The organism is Scytonema hankhaensis NUACC26 (assembly GCF_045865695.1).
In the GTDB taxonomy this organism is placed as follows: domain Bacteria; phylum Cyanobacteriota; class Cyanobacteriia; order Cyanobacteriales; family Nostocaceae; genus Scytonema.
In genome coordinates, this window is sequence record NZ_BAACAP010000253.1 from 174,759 (window position 1) to 197,161 (window position 22,403).

19 protein-coding genes, 1 other RNA gene and 2 pseudogenes are annotated in these 22,403 nt (G+C 40.7%); 13 read left to right on the plus strand and 9 right to left on the minus strand.

Annotated elements, in window-relative coordinates; genetic code table 11:
- Positions 1 to 27 precede the first annotated feature (27 nt).
- Positions 28 to 897, minus strand: coding sequence for a hypothetical protein (locus ACKTT2_RS50155; RefSeq protein WP_407900605.1), 870 nt, complete (start codon positions 895 to 897; stop codon positions 28 to 30).
- 806 nt (positions 898 to 1,703) lie between these two features.
- Here ACKTT2_RS50155 and mads3 point away from each other — a divergent pair.
- From mads3 to ACKTT2_RS50170, 3 genes are all read left to right on the plus strand, one after another.
- Positions 1,704 to 2,972 carry a methylation-associated defense system AAA family ATPase MAD3 gene (gene mads3, locus ACKTT2_RS50160; RefSeq protein ID WP_407900606.1) on the plus strand — a complete coding sequence of 423 codons (1,269 nt, stop codon included), beginning with the start codon at positions 1,704 to 1,706 and terminating at the stop codon, positions 2,970 to 2,972.
- Positions 2,969 to 3,544 carry a methylation-associated defense system protein MAD4 gene (gene mads4, locus ACKTT2_RS50165; RefSeq protein ID WP_407900607.1) on the plus strand — a complete coding sequence of 192 codons (576 nt, stop codon included), beginning with the start codon at positions 2,969 to 2,971 and terminating at the stop codon, positions 3,542 to 3,544. Before mads3 ends, mads4 begins: the two co-directional genes overlap by 4 nt.
- Before the next feature lie 65 nt (positions 3,545 to 3,609).
- Positions 3,610 to 4,905, plus strand: coding sequence for a CHAT domain-containing protein (locus ACKTT2_RS50170; protein WP_407900608.1), 1,296 nt, complete (start codon positions 3,610 to 3,612; stop codon positions 4,903 to 4,905).
- A gap of 214 nt (positions 4,906 to 5,119) precedes the next feature.
- Here ACKTT2_RS50170 and ruvC read toward each other — a convergent pair whose 3' ends face one another.
- Entirely contained in the window at positions 5,120 to 5,611 is a 492-nt protein-coding gene (ruvC, locus tag ACKTT2_RS50175) for a crossover junction endodeoxyribonuclease RuvC (protein WP_407900609.1), read from the minus strand.
- Between the two features lie 177 nt (positions 5,612 to 5,788).
- Here ruvC and ACKTT2_RS50180 point away from each other — a divergent pair, with 177 nt between their 5' ends.
- Both ACKTT2_RS50180 and tsaE read left to right on the plus strand, forming a co-directional pair.
- Positions 5,789 to 7,156, plus strand: a complete 1,368-nt coding sequence (locus tag ACKTT2_RS50180) for a gluconeogenesis factor YvcK family protein (protein WP_407900631.1) — start codon at positions 5,789 to 5,791, stop codon at positions 7,154 to 7,156.
- A gap of 89 nt (positions 7,157 to 7,245) precedes the next feature.
- Entirely contained in the window at positions 7,246 to 7,707 is a 462-nt protein-coding gene (gene tsaE / locus ACKTT2_RS50185) for a tRNA (adenosine(37)-N6)-threonylcarbamoyltransferase complex ATPase subunit type 1 TsaE (protein WP_407900610.1), read from the plus strand.
- Between the two features lie 335 nt (positions 7,708 to 8,042).
- On the opposite strand, the gene ACKTT2_RS50190 is transcribed toward tsaE, so the two are convergent.
- Positions 8,043 to 9,368, minus strand: a complete 1,326-nt coding sequence (locus tag ACKTT2_RS50190) for a dihydroorotase (RefSeq protein WP_407900611.1) — start codon at positions 9,366 to 9,368, stop codon at positions 8,043 to 8,045.
- Between the two features lie 334 nt (positions 9,369 to 9,702).
- On the opposite strand from ACKTT2_RS50190, the gene lepB reads away from it, so the two are divergent.
- The 6 genes and pseudogenes from lepB to ACKTT2_RS50220 all read left to right on the plus strand — a co-directional run bounded on the left by lepB (position 9,703) and on the right by ACKTT2_RS50220 (position 17,488).
- Positions 9,703 to 10,350 (plus strand): signal peptidase I, encoded by a 648-nt coding sequence (lepB, locus tag ACKTT2_RS50195; protein ID WP_407900612.1) that lies wholly within the window; start codon positions 9,703 to 9,705, stop codon positions 10,348 to 10,350.
- A gap of 621 nt (positions 10,351 to 10,971) precedes the next feature.
- A pseudogene (locus tag ACKTT2_RS50200) lies at positions 10,972 to 11,752 on the plus strand (putative bifunctional diguanylate cyclase/phosphodiesterase); the annotation flags it as partial.
- A gap of 15 nt (positions 11,753 to 11,767) precedes the next feature.
- Positions 11,768 to 12,898: a diguanylate cyclase domain-containing protein gene (locus ACKTT2_RS50205; protein ID WP_407900613.1), complete on the plus strand. Its 1,131-nt coding sequence runs from the start codon at positions 11,768 to 11,770 to the stop codon at positions 12,896 to 12,898.
- A gap of 81 nt (positions 12,899 to 12,979) precedes the next feature.
- A complete protein-coding gene (locus ACKTT2_RS50210) occupies positions 12,980 to 14,323 on the plus strand; it encodes a hybrid sensor histidine kinase/response regulator (protein WP_407900614.1) in 1,344 nt (447 codons plus the stop codon).
- Positions 14,324 to 14,496: 173 nt separating this feature from the next.
- Positions 14,497 to 15,652: pseudogene (ldpA, locus tag ACKTT2_RS50215) on the plus strand (circadian clock protein LdpA).
- 102 nt (positions 15,653 to 15,754) lie between these two features.
- Positions 15,755 to 17,488, plus strand: a complete 1,734-nt coding sequence (locus tag ACKTT2_RS50220; protein ID WP_407900632.1) for a R3H domain-containing nucleic acid-binding protein — start codon at positions 15,755 to 15,757, stop codon at positions 17,486 to 17,488.
- A 98-nt stretch (positions 17,489 to 17,586) separates the two neighbouring features.
- Here the strand turns inward: ACKTT2_RS50220 and queF are convergent, their stop codons facing one another.
- From queF to ACKTT2_RS50245, 5 genes are all read right to left on the minus strand, one after another.
- Positions 17,587 to 17,964, minus strand: coding sequence for a preQ(1) synthase (gene queF / locus ACKTT2_RS50225; RefSeq protein ID WP_407900615.1), 378 nt, complete (start codon positions 17,962 to 17,964; stop codon positions 17,587 to 17,589).
- A gap of 119 nt (positions 17,965 to 18,083) precedes the next feature.
- Entirely contained in the window at positions 18,084 to 18,494 is a 411-nt protein-coding gene (locus ACKTT2_RS50230; protein WP_407900616.1) for a hypothetical protein, read from the minus strand.
- Positions 18,495 to 18,629: 135 nt separating this feature from the next.
- Entirely contained in the window at positions 18,630 to 19,016 is a 387-nt protein-coding gene (locus ACKTT2_RS50235) for a phasin family protein (RefSeq protein ID WP_407900617.1), read from the minus strand.
- A 26-nt stretch (positions 19,017 to 19,042) separates the two neighbouring features.
- An RNA gene (gene ffs, locus ACKTT2_RS50240) (signal recognition particle sRNA small type) lies at positions 19,043 to 19,139 on the minus strand.
- A 35-nt stretch (positions 19,140 to 19,174) separates the two neighbouring features.
- Positions 19,175 to 19,441 (minus strand): YciI family protein, encoded by a 267-nt coding sequence (locus ACKTT2_RS50245; RefSeq protein ID WP_407900618.1) that lies wholly within the window; start codon positions 19,439 to 19,441, stop codon positions 19,175 to 19,177.
- Between the two features lie 69 nt (positions 19,442 to 19,510).
- Between ACKTT2_RS50245 and ACKTT2_RS50250 the strand changes: the two genes are divergently transcribed.
- Together ACKTT2_RS50250 and ACKTT2_RS50255 are read left to right on the plus strand one after the other, a co-directional pair.
- Complete coding sequence (locus tag ACKTT2_RS50250; RefSeq protein WP_407900619.1) at positions 19,511 to 20,062, plus strand: 2'-5' RNA ligase family protein; 552 nt, start codon at positions 19,511 to 19,513, stop codon at positions 20,060 to 20,062.
- A gap of 208 nt (positions 20,063 to 20,270) precedes the next feature.
- Positions 20,271 to 20,690, plus strand: a complete 420-nt coding sequence (locus ACKTT2_RS50255) for a lysozyme inhibitor LprI family protein (RefSeq protein WP_407900620.1) — start codon at positions 20,271 to 20,273, stop codon at positions 20,688 to 20,690.
- Between the two features lie 70 nt (positions 20,691 to 20,760).
- On the opposite strand, the gene ACKTT2_RS50260 is transcribed toward ACKTT2_RS50255, so the two are convergent.
- Positions 20,761 to 22,035 carry a RuBisCO small subunit-like domain-containing protein gene (locus ACKTT2_RS50260; RefSeq protein ID WP_407900633.1) on the minus strand — a complete coding sequence of 425 codons (1,275 nt, stop codon included), beginning with the start codon at positions 22,033 to 22,035 and terminating at the stop codon, positions 20,761 to 20,763.
- Positions 22,036 to 22,403 lie beyond the last annotated feature (368 nt).

Sequence of the window (22,403 nt, forward strand, 5' to 3'; positions counted from 1 at the left end):
ATTCCTTCTAATTCTTCTACAAATTGATTAATTGTTGTTTTCGATAAGCGCTAAAAATGTATCTATATCTCTTAAGAGGTGATTGAGACGTGCTGTATTCAATTCGCCTCTCACTGCAGCCTCATAAGCTTTTTGAAATTCCCCTAATGCCTCACCTGCATTCTTAAGTTCTGCTACCTTTCTATCTATCGTGATGATTTTTCTTCTATCTTCAATCCATTGGTTTTGCGCCTCGATGTTTGTGCTACTTGTGAGAGGTTCTATAATGAGGCGCTGTTCGCGTGCCGATTTCATCATTTCAACATCATCTTGCAAACTTTCACTCAGAAAATTAAGCATTTCTTGTTGTATTGTCAATTCTTTCAGAATTGTTTTATGCCGTTTTTCCAACTCTTCTTTTAATGCACCTTTGATTTTGGAACTAATAATAGCATTGGTTGCTGCTCTAGCAATTCCTTCATTTCTTGAAGACAGTACCTCGCTATTTTCTAACCTTTGACCAATATTGTTAAGATTTGTAGCAATACTTGCAATTTCTAATTGTGCATCGTTAGGTGCATTAGAAGTTGCTAACTCCTGAAGTGTGGAAAAGTATTTTCTCAGAAGAATGTTATGATTGCGAACGTCTTCTATAACTTGCAGCCGTTTTAAATCTGATTGAGAACGCTGCATATAGTTCTCAAGGCTTTGATTGCTCTGTCTATCATCGCGCAATATTTGCTCGGAGGTGAGATCGATTCTAATATCACCAGCAGTTGTTAATAATTCATTAACAGCTTCAGCATATTTTGTTCCTGCATCTGTTAATTTTTTGTAGTCTTCACTAGAGCGACAGCCAGTTGTTAAAGTAGCAACAACAGTAAATACAATTACTGTTTTAGAAAGGTATTTTTTCATGAAATCCTCATAAAATAAGACGATTTTTTAAATGCTTTTTGGTTGGACTATGAATGGGTTACCGTGACTTCATTTATTAATCTTCTGCCTGTAAATAGGTTTCATCAAAATTGCCTTATGCACTTACTCCCTTTGGGCTCTAAAATTCCACTTACTTTGTAGGTAGGGCTATGCCGCACATTCGCCGTTGGTAGGCAGTGCCCACCCTACCTGTAATGGTAGTCTTCTGGCACCGAAGGGAGTAGTCATTTAAAAAAGACTTCCTCGCTGACAGTCATACAATTTTCTTAACTTGTTATAAATACTGTTATGGTAGTAGTATTTAATACGTTTTTTATATAACATTTCCCACTTCTATAAGTTATAGAAGAATTAACCGCAGCCTTTAGCAGATGGACGCCGACCGATTTGTAGATTGGTAGACTAGGAAGCGGTGTACCATTCTTGATTGTATTTAGCGAAACATCTTGTAACGTGTCAAACTAAAAGACAATGATTTGACAGAGGTTTTTAATAATGCATTCTACAAGCCAAATAGAGCAAACGTGGCAGTAAAAATCCAAAACGCCATAAACACAGCGGTTCTCATCCAAATGAAATACAACTTCATCTGCGTGCATCCGCATATATCTGCGGTTCCATAACTACTGTAAAAATTTCCAGTCTCATAGGGTGGGCAATGCCCACCAAAAGTCTTCGTGGTAGGCATACTCGCCAAACTTGTATTTCATAAATCCAATAGAATTGCTATAGAATTTTAGCCAAATATAATGAGTATAATTCAATAGTAACTTAAGTTGTAACGCATGATTTCTCGAATAGAAGCATATAAATATCGCTGTTTTGACAATCTGGATATTCAAGTCGGTCAATATAATGTATTAATTGGTCTAAATGGAACAGGTAAAAGTACGCTGCTTGACATACCTGTATTGCTTAGCGAAGTTTTATCAAAGGGATTAGTACCTGCATTTTTGGAGTCTCCGTCTATTACTGGAGGTCGCCGAGTGGACAGCTTACGAAATTTGATTTACAAGCAACAAGGCGATAATTTTGGGTTTGCTATAGAAGCTCAGTTACCACAAGAGGTTATTAGTCAGTTATTGAAACCTGAAGCGTTCAATGTCGTCACCAGTAAGATTTTACATCCACAGTATGTGCGTTATGAACTCAACTTGAAAATAGTTAGTGATACGGAAATTCCTGTAAATTATGAATATTTATATATTATAACTTCCGAACATTTTGAGCCAGAAACAGATAGAAAAACGAGAATAAAAGATTCTTTTAATAAACAACCTATTATTCAACGAAGATTACGAGATCGAGCGCTTATCATGCCAGAAAATAATATTGGCGATCGCATGGAATTTGAACTAGAACCTCAAGAATTAGTTTTAGCCAACTTCCCACAAGAATTTCATGATTTTCCGGCTACACTTTGGTTTAAAAATTTTTTAGAAAAAGAGATAATGTGCTATCAACCGAGTTACTCATTGTTAAGGAAAGCTTTTCCACCAAGTCAACGAAAAACTTTGCGTTCTGATGCGGCAAATTTACCTTGGTTAGTTCTAAATTTACAAACAGAGCAACCAGATTTATTTGATTATTGGGTCGAACATATTAAAATGGCTTTTCCTAATTTGCAGACAATTCAAGCTGTGCGATCGGAGGAAAATAACCACGCTTATCTGCAATTAAAATATTCTGGAGAACATATTGTTACATCGTCCGAACTATCTTATGGAATGCTAAATATTTTGGCATTGACAATTCTACCTTATTTACCTCAAATACCACGTGTAATTCTTGTAGAAGAGCCTGTTTACAGTATCCATCCTAGATTAATAGAGGTAGTCCTGCAATCTTTAAGTTCTTTGTATGATTCTCAAATTTTTATGTCTACTTATTCTCCGGTAGTTTTAGCACATACCGATCTAAAATCAGTAATTGTAATGAAAGAAAGTCAGGAAAATGGTGTAAAAGCAATACCAGGGGATAAGCATCCGCGTTTTCAAGACTGGATGGGGAGCATTGACCTTGGTTCCCTGTTTGCTGCGGGGGTATTTGGATGAGAGATTGTATCTTCCTACTAGCTGACAAAAATATGGAGGCTACATTTCTAGGTTTTTTAACGAGAGAAAAGTTTCATTTAAGTTTAGGAATTCATCAATTTAAATTCGAGATCAATGAAGATTTAATAGTAGATGAAAGTGGTAGCGACCCAGGAGTTTTTACCCGTGCTCATGAATTTCTCCGTCTTTATCAAAGAACACATCATCATGCTGTTATAGTTCTCGATAATGACTGGGAAGGTTCACCAGGTGTCAACGCTATTGAAGAGCGCATCAGTAGTAATATGCTTAAGAGTGGATGGAAAGACAATAATTTTGCAGTTATTGTTATCAGTCCAGAACTAGAAGCCTGGATATTGCAAGATTCTCCTGTTGTAGCGACAGCATTTAAATATAAACAAGATGTTCCCCTACGACAATGGTTAGAAAAAAAAGGTCTCTGGCAATCTTCATCAGCTAAACCTAATGACCCCAAAAAAGCTGTTGAAGAGACTTTGAAGATTTCAAAAACACCCCGTTCTTCAGCAATTTATCGTCAAATAACTAGTCGAGTTTCTGTGAAAGGATGTTAAGACTCAGCTTTTCAGAAACTTTATAATATAATGCAGCAGTAGTTTCCTATTGAGGAGCAACAAGTATGACTACCCAGCCTAAAAAAATCTTAATCTTATCAGCAATTTCTTCAAATTTGCGATTAGACAGAGAGATCCGTGAAATAGAAGAAGCTATTCGACGCGCTACAAGAAGAGATTTTTATGAAATTAAGACTAGAGCTGCTGTACGCTCTCAAGATATTCGGAGAGCACTTGCTGAAGAGAAACCACAAATCATTCATTTTTGCGGTTATGGAATGGAAGATGGTAGCTTAGTATTAGAAGATGATGCCGGTTCTCTTAACATAGTTATGCCAGAGCCACTTGCCACACTTTTTAGATTACACAAGAATTATGTAGAATGTGTAGTCTTGAATGCTTGTCACTCAGATAAAACAGCCGAAGCTATAAGTGAACATATTGATTATGTAATTGGGATGAATCAGAAAATTACGGATATGGCTGCACTAAAATTCTCTCAAGGATTTTATGATGCTCTAGGTTATGATATTCAAGACAGTCAAAATATTTTTTATAGAGCTTTTGAAGAAGGAATAATCGCCATGACTCTGGATAATAATTCGGAGGAAAAAAATCCTGTTTTTAAAAGTAAATTTTTGCCGCAAAAGAAAATAGCAATATCAAAAGATAGTAATTATAGTATTGATTTGTTTTATAGAAGATTTATGAGAGCATTTCCTGGTGTACGAGGTTTGAAAGTTTTTGAATCACCAATTGAAGCAACTCAGAGAATAGCTAAACTATTAGAAGCTCCTTTAGTTATTCAAAAATTTAATCCTATTTTATGGCTACGAGGATTAGCAAATTTACATATTAGTAGTTTTAAACTCTTAAAAAATGACATAGTTCTTATTGATGCTTATGAATTAAAAATTAATAGAGTTGCTGCTTTTAATTCTGGTTTAGATTATCAGTGTTTTGTCTATATTGAAACCGCTCCAATGGAGACAACTCTACTTTGCACAAGCACACAAGAAGAAATTCAATATTGGCAGAGAAAACTTGGCTACTATCTTGAAGAATATGGAATTTACAACGATAATTATTTGATTACGAGAGCGGAGTATGATGATAGATCTTGTATAATTGATGGTAGTTTTAAGGATTTAGAAGATTCAAAAACTGAATTAAGAGTTAGATATATAACGCCCTATAACTTTCTTATCTGTGCTATTGAATCTTCAATCAATAATCCTTCATTTGATAATATCTTTGAAAAGACTTTGAATGAAATTCTTCAAGGTGGATCGAATTTAGAAAATTTAGTTAAGGTAATTAAATCTTTACCAAAAAAACAAAATGGTATGATTGAGGCATAAGTTTAAACCGCCAAATATATCAATTATAGCATTTCTTAATCTATTGAGATACAAATTTGTCTGCGTCCATCTGCGTTCATCTGCGGTTAATTATTTTTTCGGTGTACCTTACGGAAGTGGGAATTGCTATATATGATTTGGTGATAAAAATACCATGCTGAACCAGGATTTCAAAGAGTTTATAAAATTGTTAAACGAGTATGAGGTTCGCTATCTAAATCTGAAACCACCCAGTCAACGCCACAGCTAACGCATCTGCAGCATCATCAGGGCGGGGAACATAATCCAAATTCAACTCGTTCGCGACTGCTGCTTGAACCTCTTGTTTCTCTGCATTTCCATACCCCGTAAGCGCTTGTTTAATTTGAGCGGGTGTAAACTCCACAATCGGTAACTTATGCTGTGCGAGAACTAACAATACAACACCTCGTGCTTGTGCCACAAGGATGGTATTTGCCATACGATAGAAGAAGAACTTCTCAATAGCCACTAATTCTGGTTTATATTCCCCGATCAGGGTGTGCAGATCGTCGTATATAGTACATAGTCGTTGTCCTAACTCCATACTCGCTGGGGTACTGATGACACCAAAATCTAGTAAATTTACTGATTCTTGTTGCCCCTTTGTTTGACTTTTTTGGCATATAATCGCGCCAAATCCCAAACTTGCCAGTCCGGGATCTAGCCCTAAAATTCGCTGTTCCATTCACTTATTGTTTCTCTATACCTAGAGGAAGAATGAGTCGGCATACTGGCAACTTTGACTACTCTGTTTTGGTCTAATGGGATGGCAAAATGTCACAATTCCACATTCGGGAAAAAACCACGTGGTGTACATTTTCTGTTATTCATTGTTGTTAGTAGCACTGCTCCTTTTTGTGGTATGTCAATCGGTTTTCTCAGACAAGCCCTCAACGCCCTGCAAAAGCAGTCGCGCCGTCGCACTTCCCATCGGGTTAATCAGTGGTTCAAATGGTTGTCCCCTGGAATATCGATCAAACGATGGTTGCTCATCAGCGTTGGGGGTGTACTGCTAGCAAGTCTCGGTCTTGCAATTTGGGTTAGACTAACCCCAATTTTTTGGGCGATTGAGTTGATCAAGGACTTTCTGGGAACAATTACCAACATTGTACCGTACTACATTAGCGGTCCTTTGGTTTTGTTGTGTGGCTTGCTATTGCTTTTATGGGGACAAACTCGGACAGTAGGTTCAATTACAAAAGTCCTCAGACCAGAAGGCGATGAAGAACTTATTGATGTCTTGCTGGCGCATCGACGATTGTATCGAGGACCAAAAATTGTCACAATTGGCGGTGGCACTGGTCTTTCTACATTACTTCGAGGACTCAAGGTTTACAGCGCTAACATTACCGCTATTGTCACTGTCGCGGACGATGGGGGTTCTTCGGGACGGTTGCGTCGGGAAATTGGTGTTCTACCACCAGGAGATATTCGCAACTGTTTAGCAGCGTTGGCTGATGAAGAAAAGTTATTAACTGAACTCTTTCAATACCGCTTTAAAGCAGGGGATGGCTTAACAGGTCACAGTTTCGGTAATCTATTCTTAACAGCACTCAGCGATATTACTGGTGACCTCGAACGGGCGATCGCAGCAAGTTCTAAAGTCTTAGCTATCCGAGGACAAGTATTACCCGCAACTCTCAGTGATGTTCGCCTTTGGGCAGAATTGTCTGATGGTCGGCGGATTGAAGGTGAATCTAATATCACCGCAGCCGGAGGTCATATTGTCAAAATTGGCTGTACTCCCGCCCATCCCCCAGCTTTGCCAGCAGTTATCAAGGCAATCAAAGAAGCTGACTATATTATTATGGGTCCCGGTAGTCTTTTCACTAGCGTAATTCCCAATCTGCTAGTCCCAGAAATTGCTGATGCGATCGCAGCTTCTCAAGCACCCCGTATATATGTTTGTAACATCATGACTCAACCAGGGGAAACCCAAGATTACACTGTTGCAGATCACATTCGAGCAATTGATGCAGCATGTGGAAAACCCCTATTTAATGCCGTACTCGTACATAAAAAATCTCCTACTCCTCGCGCACTTGTCCGTTATGCCCAACAAAACTCTCACCCTGTCTTTCTAGATCGAGAAGAAGTCACAATGTTAGGGCGACGAATTGTTCTGGCAAATGTTATGCATGAAGATGAAACAGGTTGCGTGCGCCACAATCCGCAGCGACTGGCAAAAGTGTTATGGCGTTGGTACAGTGGAGCACATCAAGGAAAATGATAGTTGTTAGTTGTTAGTTGTTAGTTGTTAGTTGTTAGTAGCTAATAACCACTAACCACTATCTACTATCCACTAACAATTAACAAATTATGAAAATTTATTTGTCGGATACCAAGGCAACACGCAAACTCGGTATTGCACTCGGTCAATCTTTAAGTGCTGGGAGCGTTATTTTATTACAAGGCGATTTAGGTGCAGGCAAAACAACCCTAGTCCAAGGTTTAGGTGAAGGGTTGGGTATCTCCGAACCAATTGTCAGCCCTACTTTTACTCTAATTAATGAGTATACGGAAGGACGCATCCCCTTGTACCACCTCGATCTTTATCGGTTAGAACCAAAGGAAGTGGCTGCTCTAAATCTGGAAACTTATTGGGAAGGTATTGAGGTCACACCGGGAATTGTAGCAATTGAGTGGGCTGAACGATTGCCTTATAAGCCAGATAGCTATATAATAATTCATCTGAGTTATGGGAATGAAGGCAGTCGTCAAGCCGCGATCGCAACACACAATAGTATTTTGCCGAAGGAACTCTTAGGCGCTAATTTGTAATTCGCGCTCGGAATTCAGCTGCCCGCATAGGTATGCAGGTCAATTCTGCCACTTCCACGTTCATCAGTGTAATTAGCTAACATTGTCATTTGTTTTTACCAAGTATTGTTTACAAATATTCTCCGTAGGTAGATATTTACCCAGTAATGTTACTAACTGGTGTCTTTGCTTATGTAAACAAATACTCAGTAGATTTTTGTTAAGATTTCATGAAATTTCTATAAAATACACTTACGTATCAGAAAATGTTAATTGCGAACAGTTTCTTAAAGAATTTCCTGATAGGTCAGTGACCAGTGACCAGTGACCAGTGACCACTAACCACTAACCACTAACTATTGATTGAAAGTTAAAGCTTGACCTCGGACTTCTGTATGCAACTTGCCTTTCTCATAAACAATTTGACCGCCTACAATCGTCACAACAGGCCATCCTGTTAGGTTCCAACCTTCAAAAGGACTCCAATGACACTTGGTTAATAACTCTTCTGGACGGACTGGGTGGTAAGTGTTCAAATCGACTAGGACTAAATCGGCATCGTAACCAGGTGAGATCGCTCCTTTGTTAGGAATAGAATATGCTTTAGCTACGGCTTGAGACATCCAATTGGCGACTTGAGCGAGAGTACATTTCCCGTCCATCGCGGCTGTTAGCATTAAAGGCAGGGAAGTTTCTACTCCGGGCATTCCAGAGGGAGTTTTGGGATATTCTTGCGCTTTTTCTTCTAAAGTGTGTGGTGCGTGGTCTGTGGCAATGAAGTCGATAATACCGTCGCGTAAGGCTTGCCAAAGAACTTCGTTATCGCGATGCGATCGCAAAGGCGGGTTCATCTGCGCTCTTGTCCCTATCTTGGCATAAGCATCTGTATTCAACAATAAATGCTGTGGCGTGACTTCTGCTGTCACCCAACTTGGTTTATCTTGACGCAACAACTCTGCTTCTTCGGCTGTTGACATATGTAGAATATGCAAGCGCCGTTGATATTTTTTAGAAAGTTTTAAGGCTTGTTGGGTTGCTAGTAATGCTGCTTGGTTATCTTGAATTTGAGAATGAACGGCAGGATCGTGAATTCCAGCAAATTCTGCTCTTCGCTGTTGTATTCTAGCTTGGTCTTCTGCATGCACGGCAATTAACCGATCTCCTTTGGCAAAAATTGCCTCTAGTGCAGCATCTTGGTCAACCAGTAATGACCCATGCATCGACCCCATGAAAATTTTGATTCCTGGTGTTGGCTTTGCTAATAATAAATCTGGAAGGTTATCTGCTGTTGCTCCTATAAAAAACCCATAATTCACTAGGCTCTTTTGAGATGCTCGTTGTAACTTGTCATCAAGTGCATATTGGCTAATTGTTGGAGGGCGCGTGTTTGGCATCTCTAAATATGAAGTGACTCCCCCTCTAGCACAAGCACAACTCGCTGTAAATAAGTCTTCCTTATATTCGAGTCCCGGTTCTCGAAAATGTACTTGTGGGTCGATGACTCCAGGCAACAAAGTTAACCCTTCGGCGTCAATCTCTCTGGTTGGAGTTGCCTTTGTAATTTCGGGAGCCACTTCAACTATTGTGCGATCGCTCGTCAGCACATCACCAACTAGCAATTCCCCAGTGGGTAGGACAATGCGAGCGCGACGAATTAGCAAACTACTTGCGGTAAATGGCATGGATGAACTGCTTTATAACAAGAGTTAAGCGTAACAGGTTACCATCCATATAGGTTAAACTTGGTTGAACTATGAGCGGGAGTATTGTGTTCTTCGTTACAAAAAAGTTAATATTTCTTAAACTACGTCTGACTGTATGAATTTCTTTCTACCCTCTGACTTAAAAATAGAGTGTAGGGTGAGCATTGCCACCGACATTGATTGCCAATGCTCACCCTACTTTATCGTTTTCATTTCGACTGCCTTTTTGTAAAGTTAAGATAAATCAATACAACACCCCGTCTCAAATAAATCAAATCTCTGCTTTGTATTAAGCTATCACTCTAGTACTTTCATGCAAAATCAAGTGTCTGACAATAACTCTAGCCACCAACAGCCAAATAATTCGTGGATCGCGGAACTAGGTAGAACGATTGTCTTAAGCGTTGTTCTCGCTCTAGGAATTCGTACTTTTGTTGCTGAAGCCCGTTGGATTCCCTCTGGTTCTATGGAACCAACTTTACATGGTTCCCCAAATCAGTGGGAAGCAGACAAAATTATTGTGGATAAATTAGGCTACAAATTCTCCCAACCAAAGCGAGGCGATATTGTAGTATTTTCTCCCACAAAAGAACTACAAAAAGAACAATATCAAGATGCTTTTATTAAGCGTGTCATTGCCCTACCTGGAGAAAAAGTAGAACTCAAGAACGGCAAAGTGTACATCAATGGTAACCTTTTACCAGAGCAGCAGTATCTGACAGATGGACAGCGTACAGTCGTTGACGTTTGTACATCCGGTCAACAACCCCCTTTCCTCTCTCAACCCGTTACAATACCAAATGACTCATATTTAGTACTGGGAGATAACCGTAACAGTAGTTACGATAGTCGTTGCTGGGGTGTTGTTCCCCGTGAAAATATTATTGGTCGTGCAGTACTTCGCTTTTGGCCTCCCAATCAAATTGGGGGAATAGATAAGAAAGAGTTATATAAAAATTAGTGTTAGTTGTTAGTTGTTAGTTGTTAGTTGTTAGTTGTTAGTGGTAAAACACTCAACAGTTTTCAAGATTTGGAACCACACTTTATTCCTATGGTTCTTGTGATTCTTGTGATTCTTGTGATTCTTGTGATTCTTGTCTTGTAATTCTTGTGGTTCTTGTCTTGTAATTCTTGTGGTTCTTGTGGTTCTTGTGGTTCTTGTGGTTCTTGTGGTACGGGCGTCCTCGCCCGTACATTCCTCAGACCATACAATAGACATTTCCAGAAATTAATTATGCATTACCCAAAAATCTTGGTAGGGGCGCAATGCAAGAGCGCCCTTACATCTTTTTCACACCTATGTCTAATCTGAAAATTGCTTTCCAACAAACAATTCAAAGTTCTACCTAAGTTTTAAAATTAGAAGCCTGGTTTTTATAGTCAGCTATTGCGTACTTTGAGTACAGGCGAGGACGCCCGTACCACAAGAGATAGATTCTACAAGTTGAAGAATTCTGAGCTTTTGGTTGTCTTTGCCTTTCTTATTGTCTTCATATAGAGTTCCGCATATTCTGGGATTGGGTAAATCATGATGGCTTGAAACAATTAAGTAACACGCCAAAGTCAAAATCCCATGAGTTACGAAAAATTAGTTTTGAACAAAGACACTAATCAAGTAGAACGACAAGAGTTTTTTGTTCAATATCAACCCATCATTTCCCTAAAAACAGGCAGAATTTCTGGATTTGAAGCCCTTGTACGCTGGCAACATCCCATTCAAGGGCTAATTCCCCCCACTATATCTGTACCCATAGCAGAGGAGACAGGTTTGATTGGGGCTATTGACACTTGGGTTTTACAATCTGCTTGCCATCAATTACGCATCTGACAGGAGCGCTCAAAAACAGAGACTTCTCTCACTATGAGTGTCAACTTGTCAGCAGGTCTGTTTTCTTACCTAGACATTATAGCAATCGTTGACAAAATTCTCAATGAAACTCAAATCGCTCCAACCTGTTTGCAGCTAGAAATTACAGAAAGTGTCATCATGGAAAATACTGAGACACTGAAAATAATTCTTCAGCAATTGAAAGAAAGGAAGATTAGGTTAGTTATGGATGATTTTGGGACTGGATACTCCTCGTTGAGTTACTTACACAGATTTCCTTTTCATGCCCTTAAAATTGACAAATCCTTTGTTCGCCGAATGCAGGAGAACCAAGAAGACATGGGACTTGTACCCGCAACAATCGGGATTGCCCATTCTATGGGCATGAATGCGATCGCATTTATGTGTCGAAACTCCCGAACAATTGGCTCAGTTACGGAGCTTGAATTGCGATCTCGCTCAAGGGTATTTGTTTTCTAAAGCAGTAGACCCAGACTCTGCTCTAGATCTGATTACCGCAGTACCTCAATGGTAAATCAAAGGACAGCTTATGAATCAAGATCCATCAACATCTAATTATGGCAATGTTCTTATAGTTGATGACCAGCTTGATAATCTGCGAGTATTATCAACCATCTTAGCAAAAGAGGGATATCACGTTCGTAAAGCCCTTAACGGACAAATGGCTTTAACTGCCGTCAAAACTTTACCACCAGATATTATTTTGCTAGATATTAATATGCCAGAAATGGATGGCTATGAAGTATGCGAAAGATTAAAAGCCGATCCAGTTAACTCTAATATACCCGTAATTTTCATCAGTATTTTAGATGACGTTTTAGATAAAGTCAAAGGCATTAAAGTTGGTGGCGCGGACTACATCACTAAACCATTTCAGTTTGAAGAGGTTATTGCACGGGTACAAAATCAACTAACTATTCAAAGATTACAGAGAGAACTACGAGAAACTAATCAAAAGCTTTCAGAGCAAAATGCTTTGTTGTTACTAGAAATAGAAAAACGCCTTCAAGTTGAATCGGCTTTGCAAGCGGCTAACAACAAATTGCGAGAGTTGGTTTGGGTAGACAGTCTAACACAAGTGTCTAATCGCTGTTTTCTAGACGATTACTTGCAACGAGAATGGCAGCGATCGGCACGAGAGCAAATACCTCTTTCTTTTATTTTATGCGATATAGACTGTTTTAAATCTTACAATGATACTTATGGTCGCATGGCAGGTGATGATTGTTTAAGGAAAGTAGCTCGCGCTATTCGTTATGCAGTCAGGCGTCCTGCCGATTTGGTTGCTCGTTATGGAGGAGAAGAGTTTGCTGTTGTTTTACCCAATACGAATTTTCATGGAGCAGTACGAGTCGCTGAAAATGTTAAGTTAAGGATAAAAGAACTCAAGATTCCCCATTCTTCATCTTTCGTAAAGAATTATCTTACCTTAAGTATGGGTATAGCAACTAAGGTTCCGGTGAATCCGTCTTTACCAGAAACCCTGCTTGCAGCTAGTGACAAGGCTCTCGATCGAGCGAAACGACAAGGACGTAATGGATATTGTGCTTGCGTGCCTGTTGCCCGAAAAAATGGCTCCGGAAATCTTTCTATCATAGGAGAAATTGAGTGTTGGAATAAACAGCAAATTTTTGAGGAGGATTCTTTAAATGAAGAGTAGCACAAAGGAGTAACGAGCGGGCAAAATTAAAGTTGCTTGAAAACAATGTTTACTCCTCCGTTAAAAGTCTAATTTTAAAAAATGCATTTAAATCAGGAATATAAGGGCAATATTTTAGTAGTTGACGATACACCAGATAACCTACGTCTGTTATCTGCCATGCTAACAACACAAGGTTATGAAGTTCGGAAAGCTTTGAATGGTAAAATGGCATTAACTGCTTGTCATATGGTTTTGCCAGATGTAATTCTGCTTGATATTAATATGCCTGGAATGGATGGATATGAGGTTTGCCAGCAACTCAAACTTGATGAAAGAACTTACGATATTCCAGTTATTTTTATCAGTGCTTTAGACGATGTATTGGATAAAGTGAAAGCTTTTGACGTTGGAGGTGTGGACTACATCACTAAACCATTTCATGGAGCAGAAGTTTTATTGCGAATTGAAAATCAAATCAATTTGCGTTTTCTTCAAGGAAAACTAAAAGAACAGAATTTATTGTTACAAAAGGCTCTTGACGAATTAAAAGTTGCCCAAGTCCAGCAAATTCAAAATGAGAAAATGGCAGCATTGGGACAGCTAGTTGCTGGAATTGCCCACGAAGTTAACAATCCCATTAGTTTGATTTACGGAAATATTGAGTACGTTAGTCAGTACCTCCAACAGTTAATTAACGTTGTGGAAGTTTATCGTGAAGAGTATTCACAGCCCACGCTAAAAATTCAGCAAATCATTCGGGATGTAGACTTAAATTTTTTGATGAATGATGCACAAAAGTTAATGGGTGCTATGTACAGAGGAGCCGATCGCATCCGACAAATAGTCCTGGCGTTACAAAACTTTTCAAGACTTGATGAAGCTGATATGAAGCCAGTCAACATCCATGAGGGGATAGACAGTACTATTGTCATGTTAGAGCATAGACTGAGAGAAACACAGCATCGTCCCAGTATTAATATTACAAGAGAATACAGTAGTTTGCCTTTAGTGACTTGTTATCCTAGCGATCTCAATCAGGTATTTATGCACATCATAAGTAATGCGATTGATGCTTTGGATCGGGAGACTGGGGACTGGCGCATGGGGACTGGGAATACTACACCCCCAATCCCCAATTCCGAATCGCCAATCCCTACAATCTACATTCAAACTCAAATAACAAGCAAAAATGCAGTGAGAATCAGCATTGCTGATAATGGACCTGGAATAGATGAGTCAGTGCGATCGCGTTTGTTCGATCCATTCTTCACAACAAAGCCGATTGGAAAAGGAAGTGGGCTAGGATTATCAATTAGTTATCAAATTGTGGTAAACAAACATCAAGGAAAAATCCAGTGTCACTCCTCAGTTGGGAAAGGAGCAGAGTTTATTGTTGAAATACCAGTTGAGCCAGCAGAAATAGCATCAAACATGGAAAACTGAGGACTTGTGGCTCGAGCGCGTACTATGGCTAAGTGTAAAGAGAAAGATAAGAATCTTCATCATACAACTGAATTGCCCTCGGTGCGGTTGAAGCTCAGCAAATCATTCTCGAACAAGTCATGAGTTTTTAAATTAATGTTCTACATTTTTCTATTGCATTGCATAATAGAGTTGTGACTCATTTGTTAGACCCTTTACGTTCGCTTGAGGAAGGTCACTGGTTCAAGCTCATATGCGGAGCCAGTTTCCAACATCTGCCTGCAGTCAGAAGCTTAACATTAGCCTACACATTGGCGGGGGCTGACTGCATAGATGTTGCCGCCGATCCGTCTGTGATTGCTGCAGCTAAGGAGGGGCTGCAAATTGCATCAGAGTTGGGTAGGTCAGCCGGACAGCAAGGATTTGGCTGGTACGAAAAAAAACCGCTCTTGATGGTCAGCCTTAATGATGGCGAAGACCCGCATTTTCGGAAAGCCGAATTTCAAGTCACGCAATGCCCCACAAACTGCGATCGCCCCTGTGAAAAAATTTGTCCGGCACAAGCAATTGTTTTCGATGGCACAAAGAGTAACTTTTCGGGAGTCTTGTCCCAAAAGTGCTACGGCTGTGGTCGTTGCATTCCTGTCTGTCCATATGATATAATTTATACAAAGTCATATGTATCAACACCAGGAGCGATCGCACCATTGATATTGTCAAGTGGGGTAGATGCCATAGAAATCCATACAAATGTTGGACGTTTGGCAGAATTCAAAAGGTTGTGGCAAGCCATTACGCCGTGGGTTGAGCGGTTAAAGTTAGTAGCAATTAGCTGTCCAGATGGGGACGGATTGATTGACTATCTTCGCAGTCTCTATGAAGTCATTAACCCCCTACCTTGCGTCCTAGTTTGGCAAACAGATGGTCGTCCTATGAGTGGAGATATTGGTGATGGCACGACACTAGCAGCAGTCAAATTAGGGCAAAAAGTTTTATGTGCAGTTAGCAGGAGGAACCAACAGTTACACCGTAGCTAAGTTACGGGCGATGGGTCTTTTGAGGGGATTGGGGACTAGGAATTGGGGACTGGGAAATGAGAAAGTTTCCCAATCGCCAATCGCCAATCGCCAATCGCCAATCGCCAATCGCCAATCGCCAAGCATAGCCGGAATCGCATACGGTAGCTACGCCCGCGTCTTGCTGTTACCAATTTTAGAAGAGTTAGAACAACGGGAGGTGATCCAAGCCAATGTCAAAATAAGTATGCGCCTAGAAGAAGAACCATTCTTGCTCTGGCAAGCAGTTAAGCTTGCAGATTCCCTCGTTTCCCAGCTCAAGTTGCGGCAATAGGGGTTATTAGTCCCAAAATCCGCTTTTGCGACATTTTCCCAGATGGAAAACCCCACTATGGAAATGTCCTCGCTATCTCTAAAAAACGTCACCATAGAAAGCATGACGATTACAGACGATCTCCAAAAGTTATTAGATATACTGCCCCAAGACCTGCGGCAAACTCTAGAAAAGCATCCACAACGAGATAGCTTAGTTGAAGTAGTCTTGGATTTAGGTCGTCGCCCAGAAGCTCGGTTTCCTTCAGCAGCTGAGTATCTGAGTGAAGTACCTGTGACTCAAGAACAGATAGATGATTGCATTCAAAGAGTGGGATCTTTTGGTGGAGATAATCGGGCAGGAATTGAGCAAACCCTGCACCGGATCAGTGCCATCCGCAATCGTAGCGGAAAGATCATAGGTCTGACTTGTCGCGTTGGTCGGGCGATCTTCGGAACAATTGGCATGATTCGCGATTTAGTAGAAACTGGAAAATCGATTCTTATGCTAGGACGCCCAGGTGTGGGCAAAACAACAGCCTTACGGGAAATTGCCCGCGTTCTGGCGGATGAATTACACAAACGAGTAGTGATTATCGATACCTCTAACGAAATAGCAGGCGATGGAGACGTTGCTCACCCTGCCATTGGGCGATCGCGACGGATGCAAGTGGCTCATCCAGAACTACAACATCAAGTGATGATTGAAGCGGTGGAGAACCATATGCCAGAAGTCATTGTGATTGATGAAATTGGTACGGAACTCGAAGCTCTAGCCGCTCGTACTATAGCCGAACGAGGCGTCCAATTGGTAGGAACTGCTCATGGTAACCAAATTGAAAACTTGATAAAAAACCCAACGCTTTCAGATTTAGTGGGTGGTATCCAAGCTGTGACGCTCGGAGACGACGAAGCAAGGCGGCGAGGAACTCAAAAAACTGTTTTGGAACGAAAAGCCCCTCCGACTTTTGAAATTGCTGTAGAAATGTTGGAACGAGAGCGCTGGGTAGTACATGAAAGTGTATCGGAGACAGTTGATACTCTTCTTCGAGGACGGCATCCGAATCCGCAAGTTAGAACTGTTGATGAGAATGGCAAGGTAGTCATTTCCCGTCAAGTCATTCCTCTTACGAGTCGCACCCTCGCAACAGTTAACGAGGAAAGTTTTGCGACCTCAGCCAGACATTCTAACGGATGGCGTACAACCGGACAAATGGTACCCCTGCCTTCACTAGGAAGTGAAACACAAAACGGGTCGGGGAAAAGCGAGTTTGACCGCTTATTGGATGAATCTTTAAGTCAATTTGATGACTTTGATACTGAAAGTAGATACCCAGGACCGAATGGTGAAGATTTACCACTGCACATATACCCTTATGGTGTCAGCCGCAGCCAATTGGATCAGGTCATTCAAGTTCTATCTTTGCCCATAGTCTTGACAAAAGATATCGATAGTGCTGATGCAATACTGGCGTTGCGAGCGCACGTCAAAAACCATGCCAAATTGAGACAATTAGCAAAAGCTCGCCAAGTTCCAATCCACATGATTAAAGCTAGCACCATACCTCAGATTACCAGAGGATTGCGACGCCTGCTGAATCTTGACGATCCCGAAATTGGCGACGAACGCGAAATGCAACTCTTTTTGCATAGCGCTAGCGATGATGAAATTGACGCCTTAGAAGAAGCAAGACTTGCTGTCGAGCAAATTGTGATCCCTAAAGGGCAGCCCGTCGAATTATTACCCCGTTCTGCTTCTGTACGCAAAATGCAACACGAGTTGGTAGAACACTATCGTCTCAAGTCTGATAGTTTTGGGGAAGAACCAAATCGGCGGCTGCGGATTTATCCAGCATAATTTCGTCTTTGTTTCTTTGTCATCAGGGTGCGTTAGCCTTCGCATAACGCACCGCCATTCCATGTTTTGTTACGAAGTTGCTTCTACCTTCTTATGGCTTACTGATGCTTCTTATGTTGTACCTCAACTATCATGTGTACGTTACCGCGAGGCGCAAAATCTGCTTTCACCACAACTTCTAGAGGATCGCACACTGCTACAAAATCATCCAAGATTTGATTGGCAGTTTCTTCATGGGAAATGTAGCGATCGCGATAATTATTAATATATAGTTTCAGTGCCTTTAGTTCCACTACCCGTTCATCTGGAATATAGGTAATGTGAATTGTGGCAAAATCTGGATAACCAGAAAATGGACATTTACAAGTAAATTCCGGCAAAGTGATATCAATGTTATATCGCCTGCCAACACGCGGATTAGGAAACGTAATAAGTTGTCCCTCCGCAATATTACGCTCGCCATATTTTATTTCCATAATTATTTATCACTGGTCACTGGTCACTGGTCACTGGTCACTGGTCACTGGTCACTGGTCAGGTGGTCAGGTGGTCAGGTGGTCATTGGTCACTAGTCAGGTGGTCACTGGTCACTGATTCATAACTCATCTTGTTCCCAATCGGGACAATTTTCATCATTCCATCCATACGGATGCATACCGCAAACTAACAATTCCCCACCATACACTTGTCCGTGGTAGTGACGGCATCCTATACAAGCAGCATTTCGCTCTGATGATGGTTCGACTGGATATGGAAAACCAGAATCTAGAATAACGTCGTCTATGATAATATCTTCGAGTTCCCAGTAAACTTCCAAAATTGGTTCTGTCAAATCTTGTAAATACTGGTCAACTTCAGACGCGATCGCATCTTGTACTTGTTCGCTTAGTTCTTCCGTCAGTTCAAAGAAGCTATCCACCATTTCTGTCATCCCCAGAACAAAGCGTTCTACTTCATCCGCCACTGTTTCCATCATTTCCCAAAACTCTTTCTGCCACTTTTCCATATATTTTTACGTCCTTAACTGCCTCTTATCTGGACGCTTAATTGTACATGGCTTCAAGCACTCGCGTACATTCTGAGGACTACTTACTTACTATACTTTAGAGGCACAATAAATTGCCTCTCCAATACTTAACTATTACTTATCTCGTTGCAACCTACGCAATTCTTCTTGCATTTGCCTGACTTGATCCCGCAATTTATCCACATTCTCTGTAGGAGAATCCGATCTTGCCGTTGGCTCTTCGTCTTCTTCCAAAATTTCTATGCGACGAGGTTCTGATTGAGGCTTTGTCTCAGTTGTCGAAACGGAGGTCGGTGCTTGTTGCGCTTGCTTCATCATATCTTCAACAAAGCGTCGGGCTTCTTCTGTTGTCATTTCGCCCCGCGCCACCATTTCGTCTGCCAGCTTTTGGACTTGCGATCGCAATTCTGATACTGTACCGCCTGCCTTTTCTCCCGCATAAGAAGCCAAACCTACACCGAGATAAAAAGCTTTTTTAACAAGATCGCCAAAACCGGGCATTGTCGCTTCTGTGCTCCTAAAAATAGGGCGACCCGGAGACTACGCCTGCTACAAGCATCCCGTATTGCTGCTACCTTCCGGTTCTGACAAGGTTTGGGCGTTGCAGCCGCGTAGATCCAGGTCTTTTTTATAATAGCACTAAATTTTTCAATTGCGTGTTATTCAATAACAATTTTCCACTCGTAGAGTTTGTAGCTCACGCAGCTATTTTGTACCAATGGGTCACTGTCCACAATTGCCTGTGCTTCATCCATTGACGCTGCCTCAAACACCATCATACCTCCTCCACGTTGTGCCCAGTAACCAGTCTTTGCCTTGTGTCCTTTAGCAATCAACTCTTGTACGTAAGCTTTATGAGCTGGTACGTATTGGTCAAAGATAGGTTTCTCCACCTTACCTTCTTCAATTTTCACAAACCAGGGCATTCCTTTTACAACCTCATCATATTATTGTGAACAGTGACCAGTAACCAGTGACCAGTGACCACTTGACCGATGAAACTATATTTTATAGCTCTCCTACCACCTCAAAAAGTTCAAGACTACGCTAACCAAATTAAGCAGTACTTTGCTGACAAGTACGCTAGCAGTCACGCCCAAAAATCTCCACCACACATTACCTTGCAACCACCTTTTGAATGGGCGGATACTGACATTCCTTTACTAGAGGAACATTTGGCTACTTTTGCTAGCAGTCAACATTCTATACCAATTGTCTTGAACGGGTATGCTGCCTTTATACCTCGTGTCATTTATATTGACGTTGTTAGAAGCCCTGAATTGCTTACTTTACATCTAAATCTCATGTCGTATCTAGAAACTCACTTAGCGATTATAGATAAAGTTGGCAAAACACGTCCTTTTGTTCCTCACATGACAGTTGCTTTTAAGGATTTAACCAGACAAAACTTTAAAGCTGCATGGTCTGAATTTGAGAAGAGTCAGGTGCATTTTGAGTTGACTGTTTCGGTTTTAACATTGCTAGTACATGATGGCAGACGGTGGAATATTAAAAGTGAGTTTCCCTTTATAGCTTCTATGGCTTGAAAATTGCAAGTTTAACATTGAGCATTGGGCATTGGAAAAGAACTATTTTCATGCAATCGTTGCGAGCAACTTACCCGTGTGTAACTAGCTCGAATTTTAAGATTCATATCTTTTTGCTCTCATAATTTTTGCATGCTTTATACTATTTATTTACTCAATCTAACCCAGAAAATATATTGAGTTTGAAGATATAAAAATTACAACGTGTATGTCTGTAAAAAATAAATATTCGAGACTGACTCTCAGTTTTGTAAGCATTGCGATCGCACCCCTTTCCATTACAGCAATTACCACACCAAGTTCCGCACAAAAGATTTTTGCTCAAAGAGTTAATTGTAACAAGGCAGTCTCAACACCAGAACTTAAGTATTGTTCTCAACTGTCTTACGAAGCAGCGGATAGACGCTTGAATGAAGTGTATAAAACAGTGACATCTAATCTTATCAATGAGCAAAGACAAATACTCATTTCCGCACAACAAGCTTGGATTAAATTCCGCGATAACAATTGTAATTTTGAAACCTATGGTTCTCGTGGTGGAACGGGGTATGAAATTTTCAGAAACGGATGCCTAGAAAGACTGACAAAACAGCGCACAAAGGATTTACAAGATTTTCTATCTCGGTAATATAGCTCCGCATTGTTACAGCAACAAATATAGTTGGCTTGACGGGCTAGAAGCCCGTACCACAATTCAACTACCGCTTTCCATTAGGACGTTGAATAATAGTTTCTACAACTCGCCGCTTTGCTTTGGGATCGATTCCTACCAAGCGCACATAGTCATTGCCATGTTCTCCAAGACAAGACTCAATGGTTGAGATGGCATCATCTTCACCAGTGATTGAGCTTGTTGTCCCACTAGTCCAGGAACCTGTACGAAAGCGCCGCTCATCTACATACTCAATACCAATTCTGTAACCTTGAGATAGTATCTGACGTACTTGTTCTATTGTCTCAAGACTTAATTTTGTATTGGAACGTTGCTGTTGTTGGTAACCATTACCATTTGTTGGTGTTGGTTGAGTGAAACCATTTGTTGATGGTTGATAAGTTGGTGTTGCAGGTGGAGGCGCTGATTGATAATTTGAGCGCATCCTGATGTTGTACTCAGTCACTAATCGAGAATCATCAACTCGTTTTTGTTCTCCAACCATTAACTTACCCGTCTCAAGTAAATGAGACAAACTGAAATCTGGCTTTCTAAATTGTGGTGGTCCTTCAACACTATTGACAATCCGCCGGGATACTTGTTCGATACCCACATCATGAATAAATTGTCGGATTTGTTCGTCATAAATTCGCGATCGCATCGCACTGAAGAAATCTATCGACTGATTTGGGAAAGTATCCACCAGTTGTTCGACTTCCCGTTGTGAAAGCCCATCTTCACTAAAAATCCCACCGACGATACCAACTTTATCATTTCGGTCTGGGTCCCAGTAAAATTTCTCCATCCTACCATCACGAATAAGTGGCGCGTAGAGGGTAGAGAAATCATTGCCAGTCACAATAATTGGTACGCGCTGTATGGGGTTAGCGTCATAACTACCAGGGAGTTGGACATCAGTTGGATTGTCAGCTATGTTCATCAGCGTGGCGTTAACCAACTGAGTATTTACCGTATATTGCGTACCTTCATCAAAACGTCCCGCACCTGCATCTAAATCGTTAATTATCAACACGCACATCTTACCGCGCACGCGAATCAATTCTGCTGTTTCTCGATAGCGCAAGCGAATCAGACGTGCTGGATCTCCAGCATCTGGGCTTTCAAGTTCGCCGCCTGATATGAGAGTCGCTTCAATACCCATTCTCTCGAAGACCAACTCACACTGAAAAGACTTACCCTCGCCCTTACGACCGTGAATACCCAGAATTAAGGGAACTCGGATACCAGGAATATCGAGAAAATTTTTAGTGATATGGACAGCAAGTTTGTCCAAAAAGCGAGGAGAAATGTAATAACCCATGAACCGCTCCGATTGTTTGAATCCCACTTGGGGATCGATTAAGGGAAGATGAAGAATCAAGAATTTGAAGTCCAGTGTAAAAAACTTTAAATTTCTTACTTTTGACAGTTGACTAAGTTTTTATCCTTATACTTAGTCTTTTCTCCTTCAAATAGTTTCCTTAAATCAATATTAATTTCTTCTGCCTCTGACTTTCAGCCTTTTTAGAAAAAAGTCCCTTTCTCTACTTAGGGACTTTCAAATTAAAAAATAAATTAAAAGACATTTAACTTCTTCTTGTGGTACACATTCAACTTCTTCTTGTGGTACACATTCAACTTCTTCTTGTGGTACACATTCAACTTCTTCTTGTGGTACACATTCAACTT

Excerpts from the sequence above, each read along its gene's own strand:
- ACKTT2_RS50155 (WP_407900605.1), bottom strand. The coding sequence starts at position 897 with ATGAAAAAATACCTTTCTAAAACAGTAATTGTATTTACTGTTGTTGCT.
- ACKTT2_RS50190 (WP_407900611.1), bottom strand. The coding sequence starts at position 9,368 with ATGCCATTTACCGCAAGTAGTTTGCTAATTCGTCGCGCTCGCATTGTC.
- ACKTT2_RS50220 (WP_407900632.1), top strand. The coding sequence starts at position 15,755 with ATGACGATTACAGACGATCTCCAAAAGTTATTAGATATACTGCCCCAA.
- ACKTT2_RS50250 (WP_407900619.1), top strand. The coding sequence starts at position 19,511 with ATGAAACTATATTTTATAGCTCTCCTACCACCTCAAAAAGTTCAAGAC.
- ruvC (WP_407900609.1), bottom strand. The coding sequence starts at position 5,611 with ATGGAACAGCGAATTTTAGGGCTAGATCCCGGACTGGCAAGTTTGGGA.
- ACKTT2_RS50230 (WP_407900616.1), bottom strand. The coding sequence starts at position 18,494 with ATGGAAAAGTGGCAGAAAGAGTTTTGGGAAATGATGGAAACAGTGGCG.
- mads3 (WP_407900606.1), top strand. The coding sequence starts at position 1,704 with ATGATTTCTCGAATAGAAGCATATAAATATCGCTGTTTTGACAATCTG.
- tsaE (WP_407900610.1), top strand. The coding sequence starts at position 7,246 with ATGAAAATTTATTTGTCGGATACCAAGGCAACACGCAAACTCGGTATT.
- mads4 (WP_407900607.1), top strand. The coding sequence starts at position 2,969 with ATGAGAGATTGTATCTTCCTACTAGCTGACAAAAATATGGAGGCTACA.
- ACKTT2_RS50255 (WP_407900620.1), top strand. The coding sequence starts at position 20,271 with ATGTCTGTAAAAAATAAATATTCGAGACTGACTCTCAGTTTTGTAAGC.
- ACKTT2_RS50245 (WP_407900618.1), bottom strand. The coding sequence starts at position 19,441 with ATGCCCTGGTTTGTGAAAATTGAAGAAGGTAAGGTGGAGAAACCTATC.
- queF (WP_407900615.1), bottom strand. The coding sequence starts at position 17,964 with ATGGAAATAAAATATGGCGAGCGTAATATTGCGGAGGGACAACTTATT.
- lepB (WP_407900612.1), top strand. The coding sequence starts at position 9,703 with ATGCAAAATCAAGTGTCTGACAATAACTCTAGCCACCAACAGCCAAAT.
- ACKTT2_RS50210 (WP_407900614.1), top strand. The coding sequence starts at position 12,980 with ATGCATTTAAATCAGGAATATAAGGGCAATATTTTAGTAGTTGACGAT.
- ACKTT2_RS50260 (WP_407900633.1), bottom strand. The coding sequence starts at position 22,035 with ATGGGTTATTACATTTCTCCTCGCTTTTTGGACAAACTTGCTGTCCAT.
- ACKTT2_RS50205 (WP_407900613.1), top strand. The coding sequence starts at position 11,768 with ATGAATCAAGATCCATCAACATCTAATTATGGCAATGTTCTTATAGTT.
- ACKTT2_RS50180 (WP_407900631.1), top strand. The coding sequence starts at position 5,789 with ATGTCAATCGGTTTTCTCAGACAAGCCCTCAACGCCCTGCAAAAGCAG.
- ACKTT2_RS50235 (WP_407900617.1), bottom strand. The coding sequence starts at position 19,016 with ATGCCCGGTTTTGGCGATCTTGTTAAAAAAGCTTTTTATCTCGGTGTA.
- ACKTT2_RS50170 (WP_407900608.1), top strand. The coding sequence starts at position 3,610 with ATGACTACCCAGCCTAAAAAAATCTTAATCTTATCAGCAATTTCTTCA.